Genomic DNA, 18,548 nt, shown 5'->3' with positions numbered 1-18,548 from the left:
TGATTGTGCAAAATGTACTGATTATACTGAGTTGTTCTCAGGATTCAATGTAAGTAAATTAATTTTTAATAAAATGAAGCATGAAATGATCTAACAAAGGGTTTCGCGGTTTCGCTTTCGCTGCATCCAGCGATACGCTGTACTAACCATCATGATTCGCTAGGATAAATCGTGTATATTAGAACTCATGCAAAGAGCTCTATCAATTGAAACTGAATCGGATGGAATAAGTATGAAAACAAAGACCCAATTTGTCTGCAGTCAATGTGCCGCAATTTTTAAGCAATGGGCTGGACAATGCACTCATTGTGGCGCATGGAATTCGATTGAGGAAGAGGGTATGCCAGTGAATCGTAATTCGCGCAGCAGCTCATGGGCGAATCAACGTTCGGTAATTACTGCTGTGGAAGATGTAGTCATGGACAATGAACTACGCATGGATTGCGGTTTATCTGAGCTTAATAGAGTACTTGGCGGGGGCTTGGTGTATGGTTCTGTGGTTTTGATTGGAGGGGACCCTGGTATTGGTAAGTCCACTTTGTTATTGCAAACTCTAGCTAATCTTTCTATGCAGGAGACTGTTTTATATGTAACAGGTGAGGAGTCCTTACAGCAAGTAGCCATGCGCGCCAAACGCCTGGGATTGCCTTTGGCAGGCTTAAGACTTTTAGCGGAGACGCAAGTTGAATCAATTATTGCTCAAGCGCAAAAGGAAAGCCCTAAAGTGATTGTGATTGATTCGATTCAAACTATTTTCACGGAAACCATAAGTTCTGCTCCGGGTGGAGTAAGTCAAGTGCGTGAATCAGCAGCACAATTAGTCCGTTTTGCCAAATTGACCCAAACAGCGGTATTTCTGGTGGGACACGTAACGAAAGAGGGCGCCCTGGCTGGGCCACGGGTTTTAGAGCACATGGTGGATAGCGTTTTATATTTTGAAGGTCAAAGTGACAGCCGTTTCAGAGTGATTCGTGCTATTAAAAACCGTTTTGGCGCAGTCAACGAATTGGGTGTATTTGCCATGACCGATAAAGGCTTAAAAGAAGTGGCAAACCCTTCAGCGATTTTTTTATCGCGTCAACCAGAGCCTACTTCGGGTAGTGCGGTTATGGTGACTTGGGAAGGATCGCGTCCCATGTTGGTTGAAGTACAAGCACTGGTAGATGAAGCACATGGACAACAATCCAAACGTGTCACGGTTGGCCTTGAATCCAATCGTTTGGCCATTTTACTTGCGGTCTTACATCGACATGGAGGAATTGCTACCTATGATCAAGATATTTTCATTAATGTAGTAGGTGGTGTAAAAGTAACAGAAACGGGCTCCGATTTGGCATTATTAGCTGCTGTGGTATCCAGTTTACGTAATCGGATTTTTGACCGGGAAACCATTATTTTTGGCGAAGTGGGTCTTGCTGGTGAAATTAGACCGGTACAAAGTGGGCAAGAACGATTAAAAGAAGCCGCAAAACATGGGTTTAAGCGTGCTATAGTGCCTTTTGCCAATGCTCCCAAGCAACATAATTCTTCAATGGTTATCGAACCTGTTAAATATTTGCATGAGGTTATGGAAAAAATGTAGTTTTTGATTGTAATCTGGATAAAGTAGAATATGCCTGGATGTTTTTTTCCTGCTTTTTCGGTCGCGCTTCGTTTGAGCTAGTTGTGTTGTAACGACTCAAAAAATTATGACATGATAAAAATACAAAGTCTTTACCTTTTTGATGTTTAATCAACAATAGGAGCAATGATGACTTTTCCAGCCAAGCTAAAATTTGCATTTATGGATATGCTAACCCGCAACAAAATTTCCTATACTCAGGGATGGTCGAATTTTATGGGAAACGTACGCAATCCCTCTGCTGTGGTTGTTGATGTGGAAAATGAAGAGCAGGTCCAATTGATCATGAAAGAAATAAAACGAATGAATGAGAATCGGACTCCAAAAGATAAAATTACCTTAAGAGCTACTGCAGGTTGGGAAAATAAAGATAAACCGGAAGGCTGTTGCTTATTTCCCTGGTCTAAAGTTCAGGACGATAAATATGGTAAAGGGAGCTTTTCTTTTTCAGAAGTAGTAGGAGGCAGAGCTTCAACTCAAGGTGAAGGCACAGACATTATTATTCGCTTCAAAAAGAAATATCATAAGGCAAAAGTACTTGGGCCTCTTGATACGAAACCGGCATGGTTTAATCCTGACAATCCAATTCATCAGCTTCCTGCATCACTGGTTGAAGTAAACGCAGGAATGCAAATAGACGACTATGCAGATTTTTTGCGAAAACATAATTTATCTTCAACAACGCTCAGTATGCTCAGTTGGGCGAGTCTGGTGGGATTAGTGGGTACTGGCGGTCATGGTACAGGCCGTGATGAATCAGCTGTTAGTGGCTTAATTGAATCAATAAAAGTGTGTGATATGGATGGAAACATTCGTGAATTGACTCCTGATCATCCTGATTTTGAAACGTTACGCGCGGCACACAGCGGCTTTTTAGGGGTTGTTCTTAGTGTGAAGATGCGAGCTGTGAAAGCATACAATTTACGGGAGACGATCGCAGTATTCTACAATACTGAAGAAATGAAAGGTAAGCTCGGAGATATATTAAAGAATAATCACTACGTAAGTGTTATGGGAATGCCAAGTTCTTCCAAGTCTAAACTTAGCGAAAACATTCACCAGTGGCAAGTGCGTATGTGGAATTTCACTACTGAGAAACCCACTCAAAAGAGCAAGCCTACTTATACGCCAACAATTACTTCGTTTATTCAGGAACTGGGAACACGATTAGGTGAGGATTTAATGGATTTTCTCGTTAATTCGGAATTAAAGTTTTTGTTACCAGAATTTATGTTACTTGCTGCTGCTCAATCAATTGAAGTACGTGGAACAAACCCTATAGTTGATTTTGAAAACCATATCACGCATCCTCAAGTCGCTTTCCCCGAAGAACTCCGCGATGTAGATTATTTTATCCCTGTAAAAGATGATAAGGCAGGGAAACATTTGGAGCACATTTTGCAACAAATAGAAAAGCAGGTAAACAAGTCGGCAAAGCGAGGGGAATACCCGATAACTTATGCAGTTTATGTTCGCTATTTGAAAGGAACAAATGGGGGATTGTCTACAACCAGTACGAGTACTCAAGATGAACATGTTATTGCTTTGGACGTTGTGACTCATCCTCAAGCACAAGGTATTGTTCGTTTTGAAAAAGATTTTTTAGAATTTTTAAAAGCACAAAAATTAGAAGTCAGGAATCATTTAGGTAAAAATTTTCCAGCCGGCGTGGTTCGTTATGCCCAATTTTTGGACTCTAAAAACATGAGGCAATTTATAGGTGCAGCAGAACGCTGGAATGCAACACCCGACATGGATGATGGCGCAGAGCGTTTGGTGATGGCTCCTTATTACACAAATTATTTCCAAGAAATGCTTGATCTGAGTCCAAGTTTGGAATATGAGTTGGAGAAGAAGAGTATAATAGATGAAAATCTTTCACCAAAAACGAAACCAATAGAATATACTAAAGAGGAATATGTAACATTTTTAACTCATTTATGTGACGTAGTTGATTTAATGCCAATGCAGTGTGAGGCTGCAAAAAATGCCAAGGCAGCTTTTTTAAAGACTTGCCAGCTTGAATTGGAAAATCGAAGGCTACGTGATTTGGTTATTGCTTAAATTTGGAGGATGTTGTTATTCCTGCGGAGGCAGGAGTCCATCCATGGTTGAGCACCTTGCCTGTAAAAATGGATCCCCGCCTGCGCGGGGATGACAGATTTGAGTAACGTTAACTATGAAATGCTATTCCAAGAGACGCAGGGGCAAGGTTAAATTCTTAGCTTAATAGCATGGGGCGAGAATAGGATGATATATGGATATAACTCCTTTTTTTAAATTAATGGTAGATCGCGGCGCTTCCGACTTATTTTTTAGTGTGGGAGCACCACCTAATATTAAAATCGAAGGAGTTATTTCACCTGTAGGTCATGCTCCACTCAAAGCACAGCAAATGGCTGAAATTGCTTTATCGTTAATGAATGATGATCAACGTAAAGAATTTGAGGCTACTTTGGAACTTAATATGGGGCTCTCTATTTCCGGAGTTGGGCGTTTTAGAATTAACTTATTTCGCCAACGCGGTGACATCTCCATGGTGGTGCGTTACATCCAGAACAAGATTCCCTCGATTGAGCAATTAAATTTACCCCCAATTTTAAAATCGATTGTCATGGAGTTGCGCGGCCTGGTTTTAGTAGTAGGTGCTACGGGATCAGGTAAGTCAACTACTTTGGCGGCGATGATTGATTACCGTAATGAAAATCAAAGCGGACATATTTTAACAATTGAAGACCCCATAGAATTTATTCATCAACATAAAAAATCCATAGTCGATCAACGTGAGGTAGGCATTGATACAATGAGCTATGATAATGCATTAATCAATGCAATGCGCGAAGCCCCAGATCTGATTCTAATCGGTGAGATTCGCGAACGTAATTCCATGAAACATGCCATTGCCTATGCAGAAACAGGACATTTATGTATTTCAACGCTGCATGCTAATAATGCGAATCAGGCTATGGACCGGGTTATTAATTTTTTCCCTGAAGATGCACGAAAGCAAGTATTGATGGATCTGTCGCTTAATTTGCGCGCTATTATTTCAATGCGTCTTATTCCAGGCTTAAATACTCAACGCATCGCAGCCGTAGAATTGTTACTCAATACCCCCTATATTTCTGATTTGATTGAAAAAGGAAAGATTGATGACATTAAAGAAGCTATGGAGCGAAGTACGGAGCAAGGCATGCAAACTTTTGATCAGGCTTTGTTAAAATTATATCGAAATGGATTAATTTCCAAGGAAAATGCAATTAAATATGCTGATTCAAAAAATAATGTTGGTTTGCAAATTCGGTTAAATAGCAGCGCAGACTTTGATTCACAAGATGATAATCTGACTATAGAAGGAGATTGATTTTTTTGGTCTTTATGTTAAAATTTCAATCAATTTGATTCCGCTTTATGATTCATGCCTTCTTCATTCCTCCAGATCAACGATATTGAATTAGGCCCTGCTTCACATGCAACGGGCCATGAGACGTATCTATGTGCCGTATACACTCCTCCCGATAAAAGAACCCCTCCTTATCGAATCATTTATAAGAAAAATAAATATGGTCGAGCTGAACTTTCGCGTTTGGAAGTGATGTTTGGTCAATTTGCCCGTCTGTTTTTATTATCTAATTTAACACCTCTTAATAATTTGGTAGTGGATGCTAACGGTAATATTGATGGTTTGGCAGTTGAGCATCTTTGCTATGTCATAACAAACAAGGAAGGCAAAGACACGCTTTTTTATACCTTCAAAGACCCGGAAACAGGGTGTGACTATGCTCCTCCGGCACGATACGTTGATCCTACCCAAATACTCATTTACTTTATGGATAAAGTACCTCAGGGTTTTTATGCGCGTTTAGTCGAAGCGGAGATAGATGGGCATTTAACTATTGACTATGAATCCTTAGCCAGTATTCTCGCTACTTCTTATACGTTAGAGGAGGATGATTTACATAAAGGAAATTATGGTTTTTATCTGGTAGAACGAGAGGGAAAGCCCCACGTAGTATTTTTCAAAATTGATCATGACTTGATGTTTGTAGACAGCATCATGGGGTTTCTTACCCGTCGTCCTTTCCATCTACTGCATGGCAAGCATGCTTTTGACATCACAAAAAATGATCTCAAATCCCTGGTGTGCTTAACCAATTCATCTAATTCATATTGGCCAACAAAATTTGGTTATATTTCTAATCCTTTTGACAATAAAGAATATCATAACTATGCCGATATTAATGCTTTTTCCCGGTTACTCAATAATCCTCAGTTTATCCGAGCGAAATGGAAGTCTTTTTTGAAGCATATTTTAATTCCGAATGAGCTTATTGTGCAGACATTAGTGGAATGTGCTGATATGAAGAAGGCTTCCGATCGGGCAGAGGTTGCTTTAATGACTCAAACTGCTATAGCAAGGCTTGCGCGTTTGCGGGCAGCACTGTTTTCGATAAAAGAATTTCGTAAGTATGTGTGCGCATTGGATCAAGAGCAATTCGATGCTTTATTGAAAGAAATCATTCCGCCGAATTTGACTGAGACGCTTGGGCAACACGTTCAGGAAACTTTTACCCACTATCGAAATTTATGTAAAAATGGCAATGGATTTGAAAAAGGGGATACGCCGCTACATACAGCAATTAGGCTGGGTGAGTATCGTTACGAAGAAACTATAAGTATGTTTGACGAATTTATTAATGTAGAAAATGCCGCAGGTAAAACCCCCTTGGATATTGCATTGGAACAGGTCCGATATGGGAACCCTGATGAACCTGATGTGCAGAAAAATCTAAAACTAATCAGCAAGCATTTAATAGAGAATGGGGCGCAGATCTCAAAAGAATATTCCGATCTTATTCCAATAGTTCAGTCCTATACTTTTAAAAATCCTTATCTGGAAGGAATTGTTGCAAGTATGCATTATAGATCCTTTAAGGATATTTTAACCCGAATAGGAGAGGATCATCGATTTTGCCTCAAATTTAAAAAGAATTTAGCACTTGAATGCATTCAACAGTTTATCAAAGTGAACAAGGAGCGCCCTGATTTTGAGAAGCGATTGGAGCGATTAAGAGACGATATAAATGGGTATTCCTCTGATGAAGAGTCCGCAGGCGTAAAATATATACGTCAGTTACGCAGCAGGTTCTGGATTATTCGCCAGCTGCGAGGGTTATACGGTTGGACCTCAACTCAATGGGAAATTCATACAATGATAAATAGAGCGATGGAAGAGAAAAAAGTTAAGGAACCCAGTTCTTTTTCATTCTTTCCTTGTGGTGATGAAATGGAAAACCGCATTGCTTTTGGGGTGGATCCCTGCTTGGCAGATGTAACCATGTAACCTGTAACAATATAATGTAATGTAGCCTGGGTGGAGGCGAAGCCGTAACCCGGGATCACGGATAAAAATACACTCTATGAACCTGGGTTCCGCTGTGCTTCACCAAGACTACATTAAATCGGGGGCTAATGGGTTTGCATTTGTCCTAAGTGGAAGGGATAATCATGTCGACAACGGGCGTATGCAGCGCCAATCTTGGCAGGATTGGGATAAAATGCATAGTGAGTGGCTTTGTACGCACAGCAGGGGACTGCACTGACAAAACAGCCTCTTTTCGCGTTCCAGCGGTAATGGCCATCTTCTGCAAGCTGCAAGGTTCTGCCGTCAAAACAGACATAACGAGGTTGTGAAGGAATCTCGCCAATGATACACCCTTGAGCATAAGCAAAATGTGTTAATGTTAAGAATAGGCCAAATAGTATGATTTTCATCACTTAATCCTTTAATCTTGCTATACTAATGTTATAACGTTAGTCCATCTTATTGCCTTTATTCAAGCAGGATGTGTATATGCGATGAAAATTTAAGGTTTATTTAATAAAATAAGTTTAAAATAGATACATAATGGTTTGCGGAGTGTGTGATTATGGCTAAGAAGAACAAAGAGTTTTTACTTGCGCTAAAGAATACCAGAGCGTTACGAGGTGCAGTGAAGAACGATAGAGATCGTGCTTTAGAAGCAATATTGATAGCTAATGAAACGGACCAAGCCGCTTTTGAAAAAGCCGTGCTTGATCATAAAGTATTTTGGGGCACAATCGATGGACCAAATCTTTCCAACCTGGTTAAGAGACCTTCGATGATGGGAGGCTATGACTATTTAGAGTTAGGCGACACCACAGATACTTTTAAACTCATGAAACTACAGGCAGCTGAAGAACGCGTCAAATTTGCATTAGAAGGCGCGCCAGACGATGTTTTAATTGGTATTTTAACTGCTGATATGACAGGTAATGGAAAAGAACTCAGAAAATACCTGGAAACAAAACAAAATTCTCTTGGACTTAGATTCGACACGATACCTGGATGGAATCAAGACAACGAGGAAATCTTAACTAAAACTGCGTTGAATAACATTAGAACAGAAGCAGCAAACCAGTTATTACTGAAAGCACTCGCTAAACCAGGAATCACTGATCCTAAGTTATTTGATGACTTAGTCAAAGCACACACACCACCAGCGGACATAGAAAAAATAAAAGCTGCTGCGAAAGCACTTATTGATGCGGGAGGAATTGATCTACATGGAGCACCGCCGGAAGCATTCACCGATGCCTTAACTGTAGACTTATCTCCTGAAATCGTTGATACGGCTACAAAGAATAGGGATAAACTATTAGATGCTGCTGCTGTAGCCAAGTTCTATGAGCAAAAAGTCAAAGATGAGCATATCCTGGGCTTAGAAGCCAGTCTGAAAAAAGCTCCGGAAGCGCTTCTAGATGATTTATTAAATCCGCTAGTTGCAGGGCATTTAGAATTAGATCCAGATACACTTGGGCGAATTAGAGCGCTTCAGGCGGGGGAAAAGAAAACCATAGGCGCGAAAGTACAAAAAGAGTTATGTGAGCGATTTATACAAGCAGAATTGGAGCAGCGCCCTACAATAGCCGATGTCAAACATGTAGCAGACCTGCTTAATAGCAATCTAGGAGGGATTGTTGCACCGTTAAAAGCTCTTGCTCCGAGTCTTGGTGATGATAATATTATTAACAAAGCTATCCCGGATGACAACAACATCGTTAAATTTAAAGTAGCTTTGTTGAAGCATCGTCTTAACGATATGGCTCTTGGCGATCTGCAAACACTGGATAAAGCGACTAAACCCGAAGATTTCGCCAAAAAATTTGCTACTTTACTGGGAAAAGATACCGCGAACCATGATACCAAATTGGATTTTCTCAAACCAGAGCATATAAACGGCGCAGGTGGCCTAAGAGAAATAATTCGTGGGCGATTAGGAAATTTAAAAAGAGACGAACGCACAACTGAATTTGAAGCAAAAGTTGAAGCGTTAGCTCGCTTTGGTAAAGACGCACACCCAGCATTAATTGCTGTATTTAAAGACCTGCCTAATAAAAAACAACTCGAGATATTGAGCGAACCGCAAAAATTGCTCCTCATAATTAATGCAAAAAGTGAGAGTGAAATCCAGTCCTATTTGGGTAAGGAAAATAAAAGCGGGGGTGTGCTTGTCGTTGATAGGCTTATTGCTGAAAATGAACGAGTTGCTTTGCTTAGACAAATTTATAATCCTGCAATAGCTAAAGTTTTGGCGGGACTTGATCTTACGCTTACTCAAACTCAGATTGATAATATAAATGTCGCATTATTAAATCATAGGGCGTTGGATGTAACTGGTATTGCCAATTATAAAACGCTTATTGATGATATTCGCGCTGCTGTAAATGTACCGGCAAATACGGATGCTTTTTATCAAGCTTTTAGTTTTACAGATTATAATGCAAATGTGATGGCTCCTGATACAACAGTAGCAGATGCTGTTAAAGGACAACACCTAAATAATCGACCTTTGCTTGTTGCCCTCCACGGCGCCACCTTAAATGCTGCACAGAAAGAGCTTGTGAAAGTCCTTTTAAGGGTAGGGGAAGCAATTCCTGATATGGATAGTGATGTAAATATCCAGAGTGTCTATAACGATAAATTTAAAGGCTCTCCTAGTGTTCACACTTTTCTTGATAAGTTAATTACAGGAGTAACTCCTCAAGATAAAGCATTAAAAGAAAAAATAAGCAGGGAGCTCACGCCAGATGTATATAGTAAGTTAAGAGGCGACTATTACGATGAAGTTATCGCACGTGGAAGTCAACAACAAAAGCTGTCGCTTGTAGAAGGACTCAATAATTTTCTAAAAGGAGTGCAAGAAAGTAAACCCACGATTAAAGAATATAAAAAACATTTAAAAGCGCTTACACAGAATCTTGAGTCACTCCCTTATTTATACAGTGGGGCAAATGAGGCAAAAGCAAAAAAGAAAGCTGAGAAAATGCTCGGGGATTATAAAGCGTTCGAGAAACAATGTGATACGCTCATAGAACATTTAGCAGCTGCTAAACGCGATCTTCAAGTACGTCTTGACCACACGCCTATCCCTGTTACTGATCATTCACCTGATCGTGAAAAACTAATTAAAGAATTAACAGAACTGCATGCTAAGTTAAAGGCAGAAATAGAATTCATTGATGAGCAGTTGCCTTATTTTCATGAGGTAAAAAAACAAATCTCAGGAAAAGATGGAGCCATAGCAAAAATTGAAGGAATTATGAGTCATAAGCTTACTGCTATGGTGGAGACGACAAATATTAGTTATTCAGAGGTTGCTAAAAGTGAGATAAAAACTGCTGCATTTCAAAAGAAAGCAGGGGCAACTGAGGTTGATTTGACTGAGGGCCAGTCCAATCTGGATACAGATTCTCCGACCTTTAAGTTAGAAAAAATACCCGAAAAAGGTAAAGTTCGTTGTGTGGATATGGTTCATGTCAAAGCCACTCCAACTCAAGCAGACCCAAATAAAACCACTGAATATACGGGGCGCATAGCCATTGATTATCACCCAAGCTCACCTACCTCAACTTTATCAGGTAAAGGTGTAACCCAATCCAGACCTGTAAAAGTCTCAATAGTCACAGCAATGAAAGATAAAGACTATTTGGCGGAACAAATGATGGAAGCAGCAAAAAATTTGTTGAAAGACTGGGATGGTAAGAGCCCTATTAAATTGAAAGGTGTGCATGGAAAGGATACAGAGTTAGCACATTTATGGACAGCAGTCTGCGTTTTAGGCGAGCATCATCCAAAATTTTCTCGAGACAAAGTACAAATTGTAGGTACCTCAAGCTTTAGGCCTGATTCGCAAAGAAATTGGAGAGGTTATACTGAGGGTTCTTTATATAATAAAGTATATAAAGGCTCAGCCAAGGGACTTGTTGAGGAGAAAGTAAACGAATTCAAGCAGCTTGTTGATGATAAGAAAAGAAAAGAAGTTGATGAGGGCTTATCAAAAGCTAATCAGCTCTGGAAAGATAAGCTTAGTGGTATTGAGCAAAAGGTAAATAAGGATGTGGAAGTCCAAGGGCCGATGCAATCTCGGCTTAGTATGAATAGGAGTGAAGAAGATTAAGGGGAAATCAATTGAATTCAAACCAACTGGCGATTGGTGTATTTGACTCAGGGATGGGCGGATTGACTGTTTTGCGTGCATTACGAGAGGGGTTGCCGCACGAATCATTCATTTATTTGGGGGATACTGCTCGACTTCCTTATGGCACTAAAAGTCCGGATACGGTAAAACAATATGCCATGCAAATGGCAAAATTGCTGGTAGAACGACGAATTAAGGCATTAGTGATAGCCTGTAATACCGCAACTACCGCAGCATTGCCCTATTTGCAAGAAATGTTGCCTGATATACCCGTGCTTGGGGTGGTGGCTCCAGGTGCTGTTGCCGCAGTTGCAGCGACTGAAAACAATCGCATTATTGTTTTGGCGACTGAAACAACCATTGCATCGAATGCCTACCAGCAGCTCATTATCCACCACCTGCCCCAGGCAATCATTAATACTCGAGCATGCAGTGTATTGGTGGCTTTAGCAGAAGAAGGAATGGTGACCAATCAAGTAGCTCGCGAGGCTTTAAAGCATTACTTGGATGGTTTTACTAACGAAGATACGGTTCTATTGGGATGTACGCACTTCCCGGTATTTAAGCCTTTATTAAACAAGTTACTCCCTCAAGGGGTCACTATAGTCGATTCAGCACACGCAACTGCACTGGCACTGCAGCAGTTGCTCGAAAAACAGGATTTGTTAAATGATGTTTCTTCCTTAAGCAGTAAAGTAAACTATTTAGTAACCGATTCAATCAAACGGTTCCAGATTGTCGGTGAGATATTTTTGGGCGAACAATTGGCGTTGGATCATATCGAGCTTGTAGATGTTAAGACCTAATATAATTTGTAACCTGGGTGTAGCGCAGCGAAACCTGGGGGCTGGATAAGATTTTAACCCGGGTTTCGCTGCGCTACACCCAAGCTACAGGTGAATCTTCATTGGTGAAAATTATTCTTCCTTGGGAGGGCGGCTCATTAGATTTTGAACTACCTGTTTTGGACTAATTCGTCCTTGTAAAAGTGCATTAATTTGCTCACAAATAGGCATTTCAACGTGATGTTGTTTGGCGATAAAGCAGACTTGTGATGCGTTATATTTTCCTTCAACCACTTGGCCAATTTGCTTTTCTGCTTCAGTGATACTGATATTTTTCCCTAGAAGTAAACCAAAACGGCGGTTACGTGATTGATCATCGGTACAGGTTAAGACTAAATCACCTACACCAGCCAAGCCAAGAAAGGTTTCCGCTCGTGCTCCCAAAGCAAGCCCCAAGCGTTCCATTTCTGCTAATCCACGGGTGATCAATGCTGCTTTGGCATTCGCACCATAACCTAAGCCGTCACTGATTCCACACCCAATGGCCAAGACATTTTTAATCGCACCACAAATCTGCACACCAATAAGATCATCACTCAAGTAAACACGAAGATTATCATGGTGAAGCAATTCACGAATTTCTTTTTGATACTCTGAATCATTAGAGGCTAAAGTCACTGCAGTGGGTAGAAAGTGAGCCACTTCTTTGGCAAATGATGGGCCTGAAACAATCGCTTGAGGAAAAGTGGAGCCAAACGCTTGACTCACTAAATCACTTAATAATTGATGACTCTGTGGATCAATTCCTTTGGTCAGCCAGGTTAAACCTCGAGGTGGTTTTTTTATTTTAGTGAGAGTTTCTGCAAATGCATGAGAAGGTACAGCAATAATGACGTAATGAGCCTCATCGATGCATTGTTTGAAATCAGCCAAGGGTTCCAAAGTATCAGGAAAATCGATGTCAGGTAAATAACGCGAGTTTGTTTTTTTTTCTGTCATAAGAGCAACATGTTGTGGATCATGTCCCCACAACAAAACACGATGTCCCGCCTGGGCTAGGTGAATTGCAACTGCAGTGCCCCAAGAGCCGGCACCTAACATAGCAATGTTTTTTGGGTTCATATTATGCTCATAAATAGGGAATTAGTTTGGATGAAAGCATATATCACTATGATTAAGTGAGAAAATCAGAGCTATTATTCTATGTCCCGAGAACAAGTCGTGGGACATAGTGATAAGATTCGGATCCTTAGCTTATAATGGCAGTGCGATTTTTGCTTTCCCAGGCTACTCTATTTTAATCCATAATTTCCTAAGCTTGACTACTTTCTTTTTGTTTTTCTGCAAGTTGTTGCGCATATAACGCATCAAAATTAATGGGAGCCAATACCAACTGCGGGAAACTGCCGCGAATTACTTGCGAAGTGATTGCTTCACGAGCATAAGGGAACAAAATATTGGGGCAGAAGCTATTTAACAGATGATCTAATTGATTTTCTGGAGCACCTTGGATGGTAAAAATACCTGCTTGTTTTACTTCCACAAGAAATGCAGTAGTTTTTTTGTTGGTTACTGTAGTAGTCACTGTCAATACAACTTCATAAACGCCTTCTTCCAGTTTTGTATTGCTGGTGTTGATTTCAAGATTCAACTCAGGCTCCCATTGCTGTTGAAATACAGCAGGTGTATTAGGCGTTTCAAAAGATAAATCTTTCGTATAAATTCTTTGAATCATGAATTGAGTTTCATTTTGGTTTTGTTGTGTTTGGTTTGCTTGTTCGCTCATGATATTGTTATCCTCTTAGTAATTGGTCGAGTTTTCCCTGTGCATCCAGGGCATATAAATCATCGCAGCCGCCAATATGTTGGCCATTAATGAAAATTTGCGGTACAGTACGTCTGCCGCTTTTAGTTATCATTTCATCACGTAATTCCGGTTGTAAGTCAATACGAATATCCATAAATGGAGTATGCTTTTGTTGCAATAACTCTTTGGCTTTGACACAGTAGGGACAATAGGCAGTACTGTAGATAATCACTTCAGCCATAATTTTATTTCCCTTTAACCAGGGGTAGCTCAGCGTTTTGCCAGGAAGTAATTCCACCACTAAGTATATGAGGTTGATAACCTTGAGTGCGAATTTTACTGGCGATAGTTTGAGCTTCAAAAACTCGTGTGGAGATCAGAATGAGCGGTACATTCTTATACTTATCCATTTTTTGTTGTTCAAAATCTTCGCTTTTGACATTGATTGAATCAATAATATGCCCTTGTTTAAAGACTTCTTTGTCACGTAAATCAATGACTACAGCATTTTCATTATTGATCAAATCAACAGCAGCCTGGGGAGTCAGTTCTTTTGCTTTCTTTTTTTGGGTGACTAACTCGTTGATAAAGATGAGTAGTAAAATCACAATGAGGGCAAGCCATAGCTGCCAATGATTTATGATAAATTGACCTAAATGTTCCATGTTCTCTCTTGATATTTTATTATGTAGCGAATTATCCTCAGAATGAGGCCTTAACGCAAGTAAGGAATTATTTAAATGCAGTCTGGGTGCAGCGCAGCGAAACCCCGGGTTTTAAATGAAGTGTTTTCTTCCGGGTTTCGCTGCGCTGCACCCAGGCTACGATTCTGGAGATTGACCCTTCTTTCTTTTAAGCAGTACATAAACTGCACCACTTCCTCCATCCTTGGGTAACGCGCTATGAAATGCCAAAACCTCTTCTAGCTGTGGTAACCAACGATTCAATAAGTTCTTTATCACAGGCGGTGCGCCAAGATAGCCTCCTTTACCATGAATAATGAGCAGACATTTTTTGTTGCTTTCTGTTTGAGTTTGAATAAACTGACACAAGATGTCACGGGCTTTTTCACTTTTTAAACCATGCAAATCCAAGCGGGCTTCCCATGTGATTTTTCCAAGTTTTAATGCTTTAAATTGCTGGTTGGAAAGACTTGGATGAGCATAGGACAGAATTGTCTCGGAAAAAACTGTATCCACAATCATATCCGATAAGTAATATTCTTTTTTTTCTTGGGTTTCTAGGGATTTATTTTTTTTAGGTTGAATAGGAGGCTTTGGCGTCTCGATTTTTACTCGTTTTGTTTTTTCATTTAATGGTTTTACTGAGCGCATGGATTCGCGAAACAAGGCTTTGTCCTCATCGGATAGAAAATCATCAGCCATTTTTTACTGGAAATAATTAAGTGATAATTGAAGTATAACTCAAGTTGCTATGCTCGTGCTGTATCTTTGATTCCAACGCTATACGATGTTCGAGTCCTATGTACACTACTTTTGTTGATAAACATAGGGTACAATTTGTACTTTTTCTGAATGAGAATTAACATCCAATGAGCAATTATATACTTAAAGAAACGGAAGAATTAGTCACAATTTTGGATTTTTTACGTTTTAGTGTGTCCTGTGCAATTAATGCGAATTTGTATTATGGTCATGGCACTGATAATGCTTGGGATGATATGCATTCATTGATTCTGAGAAGCTTGTATTTGCCTTATGATTTAGAGCCAAACTGGCTTAATGCACGGTTAACCGAAAGTGAAAAAAAACATTTATATCAGCAACTAGAAAAACGTATTAATCAACGAGTACCCGTCCCATATTTGATAAAAGAAGCCTATTTTTGTGATATTCCATTTTATGTAGATGAGCGCGTTCTTATTCCTCGCTCACCTATTGCTGAGTTCATCAAAAATGAATTTTCTCCCTGGATAGAGGCGAGTAGAGTACATCGTATTTTAGATTTGTGTACTGGCAGTGGATGCATCGCTATAGCGTGTTGCTATGCTTTTCCTGAAGCAGAGGTCGATGCCGTTGATATTTCCAGCGAGGCACTTGCCGTTGCTGCAATTAACAGTGAGCGGTTAGGTGTTGAGGACCAACTTACTTTAATTGAATCAGATTGTTTTTCGCAAGTCCCTCAAGCAGGCTATGATTTAATTGTTAGTAATCCTCCTTATGTAGGTAAGGAAGAGATGCAAACGTTACCTGATGAATTTCGTCACGAGCCTGTTTTGGCTTTGGAAACAAGTAATAATGGACTGGCTATTGTTGAAGCAATTCTCCATAATGCACATAATTATTTAAACGAACACGGGATTTTGATTGTGGAAGTAGGGAATAGTGAAACCGCTTTATGTGAAGCTTATCCTCATGTCCCTTTTACCTGGCTTGAAATGAGTCATGGTGGGCATGGGGTATTTTTATTAACAAAGCAACAACTGGAAGAGTACTTTAATGTCCGGTAATACATTTGGAACTTTATTTGCAGTGACAACTTTTGGTGAAAGCCATGGGCCGGCTATTGGTTGCGTAGTTGATGGATGCCCTCCAGGGCTGCAGCTGCGAGAAGAAGATATTCAACCCTTTCTGGACAAACGCAAACCTGGACAATCCAAATACACAACACAACGCAGGGAAGAGGATGAGGTTCAAATTCTTTCTGGTGTTTTTGAAGGTAAAACTACAGGTGCGCCTATTGCCTTGTTAATCCATAATACGGATCAACGATCTCGAGATTATGAAGAAATCAAAAATTTATTTCGACCGGGGCATGCAGATTTTACCTATCATCATAAATACGGTCATCGAGATTATCGTGGAGGCGGGCGATCTTCAGCGCGAGAAACCGCAGCACGTGTAGCAGCTGGAGCAATTGCAAGGTTGTATTTACAACGTCATCTAAACCTGGAAATAGTGGGTTACTTACAGCAAATGGGCGATTTAGTTTTGCACTTTGTGGATGAGGCAGAAATTAGTAATAATCCTTTTTTCTGCCCCAACACGACCCAAATTCAGGACCTTGCTGATGCAATTGAGGACTTAAGAAGGCAAGGAGATTCGGCAGGTGCTCGGGTGAAAGTAGTCGCTAAAAATGTACCTGTAGGATTGGGTGATCCGGTGTTTGATAAACTGGATGCAACATTAGCTTATGCTATGATGTCTATTAATGCAGTTAAAGGTGTTGAGGTAGGTGCAGGATTTTCAGCAGTGAATCAGTTAGGTTCAGTACACCGCGATCAAATGTCACGCCAGGGCTTTCTTAGTAATCATGCTGGCGGAATTCTGGGAGGCATTTCCACAGGACAAAATATAGAGATTAGTATTGCATTAAAACCTACTTCAAGTATAACTACCCCAGGAAAAACGATCGATGTTTTTGGGGATGAAGTGACTGTAGTCACTAAAGGGCGGCATGATCCTTGTGTGGGAATTAGAGCTGTGCCCATAGCTGAAGCAATGATGGCTTTAGTGTTGATGGATCATTATTTGAGATATAAGGCATTAACCCATCATCCTAATCTATAATTGTGCGAGATAGTTATCTCAGTGAAGAAATTTTCTACATCCCGTGGCTTGTCCGCGGGATCAGCTGATGGTAAAAGTTCTCTAGATCCGCAACGAGTCGCAGGACGTAGGGCAAAACTAACTTAATGGCGGTGGGAATTTATAGTTCTTTCCTACAAATAGGAGAGACGCCAAATACAGAAGAGGTAAAAATGAGCAGAGAATTAAATGTAGCCATAGTTGGTGCCACTGGTGCAGTTGGTGAAACTTTTTTAACTGTATTGGAAGAGCGGGATTTTCCTATAAAGACTCTTTATCCATTGGCTAGTTCTCGTTCTGTAGGAAAAACAGTAACGTTTAAAAATAAACAATTGGACGTATTAGACCTCGCCGAATTTGATTTTAGCAAAGTTGATATCGCTTTATTCTCAGCGGGTGGTTCTGTATCTAAAGAATATGCGCCTAAGGCTGCTGCAAGTGGATGTGTGGTTGTCGATAATAGCTCTTGTTTTCGTTATGAAGAGGATATTCCTCTAGTTGTTCCAGAAGTTAACCCACATCGTATTGCTGAATATAAGAATAGAGGGATTATTGCTAATCCCAATTGCTCTACCATTCAAATGGTAGTTGTTCTGAAGCCTTTGTATGATGCAGCAGGAATTACTCGTATCAATGTCGCGACGTATCAATCTGTTTCGGGTACTGGAAAAAAAGCCATTAGTGAGCTGGTTTCACAAGTGGGGGATCTTTTGAATGGCCGGCCTGCCAATGTCAGTGTTTATCCTCAACAAATTGCGTTTAATGCGATCCCGCATATTGATCAATTTGAAGAGAATGGTTATACCCGTGAAGAAATGAAGATGCTGTGGGAAACACGTAAAATTATGGAAGATGACAGTATTATGGTCAATCCTACAGCGGTTAGAGTACCAGTTATTTATGGACACTCCGAAGCCATTCATTTAGAGCTAAAAAAACCTCTAACTGCCAAAGAAGCGCGTCAGATTCTTTCTAAAGCTCCAGGCATTAAAGTGGTGGATAATAATGGGAGTAAAGCAAGTTATCCAACTGCAATAAAAAATGCGATAGGTCATGATGAAGTATTTGTTGGTCGAATCCGGCAAGATATTTCACATCCGAATGGATTAAATTTGTGGGTAGTTGCAGATAATATTCGCAAAGGTGCTGCGTCTAATGCCGTGCAAATTGCTGAAATTCTCCAACGAGAATATTTATAGTTTCAATTGACAATACCTATTTAGAATTCGCCAGATCTCGCGGCCAAGATAGTAGAATTATAAATAGGCCCTAAAAAAATCCTCC

At 40.2% G+C, this 18,548-nt stretch carries 15 protein-coding genes; 9 read left to right on the top strand and 6 right to left on the bottom strand.

What is annotated here, in order from left to right; all coding sequences use genetic code 11:
• Positions 1-232: 232 nt before the first annotated feature.
• From radA to ankK, 4 genes are all read left to right on the top strand, one after another.
• Positions 233-1,582, top strand: coding sequence for a DNA repair protein RadA (gene radA, locus Ltuc_RS09005; protein ID WP_058521653.1), 1,350 nt, complete (start codon positions 233-235; stop codon positions 1,580-1,582).
• Between the two features lie 168 nt (positions 1,583-1,750).
• Positions 1,751-3,685 carry an FAD-binding oxidoreductase gene (locus Ltuc_RS08995; protein ID WP_058520934.1) on the top strand — a complete coding sequence of 645 codons (1,935 nt, stop codon included), beginning with the start codon at positions 1,751-1,753 and terminating at the stop codon, positions 3,683-3,685.
• 193 nt (positions 3,686-3,878) lie between these two features.
• Positions 3,879-4,985, top strand: a complete 1,107-nt coding sequence (locus Ltuc_RS08990) for a PilT/PilU family type 4a pilus ATPase (RefSeq protein WP_058520933.1) — start codon at positions 3,879-3,881, stop codon at positions 4,983-4,985.
• Between the two features lie 54 nt (positions 4,986-5,039).
• Complete coding sequence (gene ankK, locus Ltuc_RS08985) at positions 5,040-6,965, top strand: Dot/Icm T4SS effector AnkK/LegA5 (protein ID WP_065236215.1); 1,926 nt, start codon at positions 5,040-5,042, stop codon at positions 6,963-6,965.
• Positions 6,966-7,090: 125 nt separating this feature from the next.
• Here the strand turns inward: ankK and Ltuc_RS08980 are convergent, their stop codons facing one another.
• Entirely contained in the window at positions 7,091-7,396 is a 306-nt protein-coding gene (locus Ltuc_RS08980; protein WP_133138367.1) for a hypothetical protein, read from the bottom strand.
• Between the two features lie 155 nt (positions 7,397-7,551).
• On the opposite strand from Ltuc_RS08980, the gene Ltuc_RS08975 reads away from it, so the two are divergent.
• Positions 7,552-11,103 carry a hypothetical protein gene (locus tag Ltuc_RS08975; protein WP_058520931.1) on the top strand — a complete coding sequence of 1,184 codons (3,552 nt, stop codon included), beginning with the start codon at positions 7,552-7,554 and terminating at the stop codon, positions 11,101-11,103.
• Positions 11,104-11,114: 11 nt separating this feature from the next.
• Entirely contained in the window at positions 11,115-11,930 is an 816-nt protein-coding gene (murI, locus tag Ltuc_RS08970; protein ID WP_058520930.1) for a glutamate racemase, read from the top strand.
• 111 nt (positions 11,931-12,041) lie between these two features.
• Here the strand turns inward: murI and Ltuc_RS08965 are convergent, their stop codons facing one another.
• The 5 genes from Ltuc_RS08965 to Ltuc_RS08945 all read right to left on the bottom strand — a co-directional run bounded on the left by Ltuc_RS08965 (position 12,042) and on the right by Ltuc_RS08945 (position 15,101).
• Positions 12,042-13,031: an NAD(P)H-dependent glycerol-3-phosphate dehydrogenase gene (locus Ltuc_RS08965; RefSeq protein ID WP_058520929.1), complete on the bottom strand. Its 990-nt coding sequence runs from the start codon at positions 13,029-13,031 to the stop codon at positions 12,042-12,044.
• 190 nt (positions 13,032-13,221) lie between these two features.
• Positions 13,222-13,695 carry a protein-export chaperone SecB gene (gene secB, locus Ltuc_RS08960; protein WP_058520928.1) on the bottom strand — a complete coding sequence of 158 codons (474 nt, stop codon included), beginning with the start codon at positions 13,693-13,695 and terminating at the stop codon, positions 13,222-13,224.
• 7 nt (positions 13,696-13,702) lie between these two features.
• Positions 13,703-13,957: a glutaredoxin 3 gene (grxC, locus tag Ltuc_RS08955; RefSeq protein ID WP_058520927.1), complete on the bottom strand. Its 255-nt coding sequence runs from the start codon at positions 13,955-13,957 to the stop codon at positions 13,703-13,705.
• A 4-nt stretch (positions 13,958-13,961) separates the two neighbouring features.
• Positions 13,962-14,381, bottom strand: coding sequence for a rhodanese-like domain-containing protein (locus tag Ltuc_RS08950; protein WP_058520926.1), 420 nt, complete (start codon positions 14,379-14,381; stop codon positions 13,962-13,964).
• A 156-nt stretch (positions 14,382-14,537) separates the two neighbouring features.
• Complete coding sequence (locus tag Ltuc_RS08945) at positions 14,538-15,101, bottom strand: Smr/MutS family protein (RefSeq protein ID WP_058520925.1); 564 nt, start codon at positions 15,099-15,101, stop codon at positions 14,538-14,540.
• A 167-nt stretch (positions 15,102-15,268) separates the two neighbouring features.
• Between Ltuc_RS08945 and prmB the strand changes: the two genes are divergently transcribed.
• The 3 genes from prmB (at position 15,269) to Ltuc_RS08930 (ending at position 18,463) form a co-directional block, all read left to right on the top strand.
• Positions 15,269-16,186 carry a 50S ribosomal protein L3 N(5)-glutamine methyltransferase gene (gene prmB, locus Ltuc_RS08940; protein WP_058520924.1) on the top strand — a complete coding sequence of 306 codons (918 nt, stop codon included), beginning with the start codon at positions 15,269-15,271 and terminating at the stop codon, positions 16,184-16,186.
• Positions 16,176-17,246, top strand: a complete 1,071-nt coding sequence (gene aroC / locus Ltuc_RS08935; RefSeq protein WP_058520923.1) for a chorismate synthase — start codon at positions 16,176-16,178, stop codon at positions 17,244-17,246. The genes prmB and aroC overlap by 11 nt, the downstream gene beginning before the upstream one ends.
• 191 nt (positions 17,247-17,437) lie before the next feature.
• A complete protein-coding gene (locus Ltuc_RS08930) occupies positions 17,438-18,463 on the top strand; it encodes an aspartate-semialdehyde dehydrogenase (protein WP_058520922.1) in 1,026 nt (341 codons plus the stop codon).
• Positions 18,464-18,548 lie beyond the last annotated feature (85 nt).

Origin of the sequence: Legionella tucsonensis (assembly GCF_001468035.1) — a bacterium.
In the GTDB taxonomy this organism is placed as follows: domain Bacteria; phylum Pseudomonadota; class Gammaproteobacteria; order Legionellales; family Legionellaceae; genus Legionella; species Legionella tucsonensis.
Note: the sequence above shows the minus strand (reverse complement) of the source record. Positions and strands in the feature narration are given on the sequence as shown.

Bases quoted from the DNA above. Each gene is read 5' to 3' on its own strand.
- radA (WP_058521653.1), top strand. From the start codon at position 233: ATGAAAACAAAGACCCAATTTGTCTGCAGTCAATGTGCCGCAATTTTT.
- Ltuc_RS08995 (WP_058520934.1), top strand. From the start codon at position 1,751: ATGACTTTTCCAGCCAAGCTAAAATTTGCATTTATGGATATGCTAACC.
- Ltuc_RS08990 (WP_058520933.1), top strand. From the start codon at position 3,879: ATGGATATAACTCCTTTTTTTAAATTAATGGTAGATCGCGGCGCTTCC.
- ankK (WP_065236215.1), top strand. From the start codon at position 5,040: ATGCCTTCTTCATTCCTCCAGATCAACGATATTGAATTAGGCCCTGCT.
- Ltuc_RS08980 (WP_133138367.1), bottom strand. From the start codon at position 7,396: ATGAAAATCATACTATTTGGCCTATTCTTAACATTAACACATTTTGCT.
- Ltuc_RS08975 (WP_058520931.1), top strand. From the start codon at position 7,552: ATGGCTAAGAAGAACAAAGAGTTTTTACTTGCGCTAAAGAATACCAGA.
- Ltuc_RS08965 (WP_058520929.1), bottom strand. From the start codon at position 13,031: ATGAACCCAAAAAACATTGCTATGTTAGGTGCCGGCTCTTGGGGCACT.
- secB (WP_058520928.1), bottom strand. From the start codon at position 13,695: ATGAGCGAACAAGCAAACCAAACACAACAAAACCAAAATGAAACTCAA.
- grxC (WP_058520927.1), bottom strand. From the start codon at position 13,957: ATGGCTGAAGTGATTATCTACAGTACTGCCTATTGTCCCTACTGTGTC.
- Ltuc_RS08950 (WP_058520926.1), bottom strand. From the start codon at position 14,381: ATGGAACATTTAGGTCAATTTATCATAAATCATTGGCAGCTATGGCTT.
- Ltuc_RS08945 (WP_058520925.1), bottom strand. From the start codon at position 15,101: ATGGCTGATGATTTTCTATCCGATGAGGACAAAGCCTTGTTTCGCGAA.
- prmB (WP_058520924.1), top strand. From the start codon at position 15,269: ATGAGCAATTATATACTTAAAGAAACGGAAGAATTAGTCACAATTTTG.
- aroC (WP_058520923.1), top strand. From the start codon at position 16,176: ATGTCCGGTAATACATTTGGAACTTTATTTGCAGTGACAACTTTTGGT.
- Ltuc_RS08930 (WP_058520922.1), top strand. From the start codon at position 17,438: ATGAGCAGAGAATTAAATGTAGCCATAGTTGGTGCCACTGGTGCAGTT.